Consider the following 1,864-nt stretch of genomic DNA (forward strand, 5'->3'; position numbering starts at 1 on the left):
GCCTCGGGGTCAACGCGACGGTGGCCGCCGTCGGCCAGGTCGTCGGTCCGATCGTCGGCGGGCTCGTCGCCGAGTCCCTCGGGTGCCGGTGGATCTCCCTCGCGGGGGTGCCCGTCTCCCCTCGCAGGGCTCCTCTGGTCGATCCGACTCGTCCCCCGCGTCGCACGCCCGAGGACCGGCGAGCGGCTCGACGTGCCCGGCGCAGTGCTGTCCGTCGCCGCGGTCGGGTTGCTCGTCGCCGCCGTGTCGACCGGCGGTTCGTCGGGCTGGAGCAGTCCCCCGGCCGTCGCGTCCGGCGTCGGAGCGGTCGTCCTCGGGTGGGTGTTCGTCCGGACGCAGCGCCGCGTCGCACATCCCCTGGTCGACCCGTCGATCTTCCGCGACCGTGCGACGATCACCCTGTTCTCCGCCGCGGGCCTCTGCGCACTGTCCAGCTACGCCCTCGTCCTCCTCGCGTCCCTGACCTTCCAGGCCGTCTCCGGCAAGGACGCCGTCGAGGCCGCGCTCTGGGTGCTCCCGACCCCGATCGGCACGACCGTCGCCGCGGCGAGCGCCGGTGTCCTCGCCCGCCGGGTGCCCGCGCGGACACTGTCGACCATCGGCATGCTGCTCATCGCCGTCGGCGCGGCGGTGCTCGCCGTGTCCCTCGCCGATGACGGGGCCTACGGGTGGACCGCGGTCGGCCTCGGCGCGGTCGGTGTCGGGACGGGCGTGTTCATGACGCCGAGCACCTCCGCGCTCATGGTGCGGGTGCCGGTGCACCGTCGCGGGATCGCCAACGCGATCCGCTCGGCGCTGCAGAACGCCGGATTCCTGTTCTCGACGGCGCTCGGCCTGGCCATCGCGACGAGCGGGCTCTCCGCGGCGCAGCAGTCCGCGGCGTACGACGGCAGCCTGCTCGCCCTCTCGACGGCGGAGGTCCAGGCGTTCGTCGACGGGGTCCGCTCGGCCGCGCTGACGTTCGCCGGCTGCGCGGCCCTCGGTGCGCTCATCGTCGCGTTCGGACCGTTCGGTCCACCCGACCGGGAGGCACCGGTCCGGCCCGACACGTCGGGTCCGGTCCCCGAGGCGGGAGCCTCCGGATGACCTCCTGTGCGGGCCGCTCCGCGACCACGCGGCGGACCGACGGCCGCCACGACGGGACCGAGCCGGGCCTCCAGACCGACACCACCGGACCACACGACGGGAGCACGACCGCATGACCGACGACCACGAGGACTACGCAGCGGCCGGGTACACCGGCACGCTGGAGCCGGGACGGCGGGCGGCGCTCGTCGTCGTCGACCCGGTGACCGCCTACGTCGACCGGACGTGCGGGCTGTACGCCGGGGTGGAGGAGCCCGTGGACCGGATGCGGGAGCTCACCGCCGCGGCGCGGGCAGCCGGGGTGCACGTCGCCGTCACCACGATGGCGCTGTCCGCCGACGGCTCGAACGCGGGCGTGTTCTTCCGCAAGGTGCCCGCGCTCGCGGCGTACCTGCCGGGGGCGCCGACGGGGGCGTTCATCGAGGGCCTCGCGCCGGAGCCCGGGGACACGCTCGTGCAGAAGCAGTACCCGAGCGCGTTCTTCGGGACCTCGCTGGCGGCGGAACTCGTCGCACGCGGCGTCGACACGCTCTTCATCGCCGGGCTGTCGACGAGCGGCTGCGTCCGTGCCACCGCCACCGACGCCATGCAGCACGGGTTCGTGCCGATCGTCGTCCGCGAGGCCGTCGGCGACCGGCTGCCGAGCGTCCACGAGGCGAACCTCTTCGACATCGCCGCGAAGATCGGCGAAGTGTGGCCGATGGACCGCGTGCTCGCGCACTGAAGCGTCTCGTGAGCGCCGTCGCCGCCGGCCCCGCCGTGCTCCGGGGCCGGCCCC

At 74.8% G+C, this 1,864-nt stretch carries 2 protein-coding genes; both read left to right on the forward strand.

Going from position 1 to position 1,864, the window contains the following annotated elements; translation table 11 throughout:
* Window positions 1-192: 192 nt before the first annotated feature.
* Window positions 193-1,086 carry an MFS transporter gene (locus I59_RS19790; RefSeq protein WP_187289812.1) on the forward strand — a complete coding sequence of 298 codons (894 nt, stop codon included), beginning with the start codon at window positions 193-195 and terminating at the stop codon, window positions 1,084-1,086.
* 112 nt (window positions 1,087-1,198) lie between these two features.
* Window positions 1,199-1,810: an isochorismatase family protein gene (locus I59_RS10985; protein WP_022903910.1), complete on the forward strand. Its 612-nt coding sequence runs from the start codon at window positions 1,199-1,201 to the stop codon at window positions 1,808-1,810.
* The last annotated feature ends 54 nt before the right edge of the window (window positions 1,811-1,864 follow it).

The sequence above is a fragment of the Curtobacterium sp. B8 genome (genome assembly GCF_000333315.1).
GTDB classification, from domain to species: domain Bacteria; phylum Actinomycetota; class Actinomycetes; order Actinomycetales; family Microbacteriaceae; genus Curtobacterium; species Curtobacterium luteum.

Coding starts and splice junctions, on each gene's coding strand:
- I59_RS10985 (WP_022903910.1), top strand. CDS start 1,199: ATGACCGACGACCACGAGGACTACGCAGCGGCCGGGTACACCGGCACG.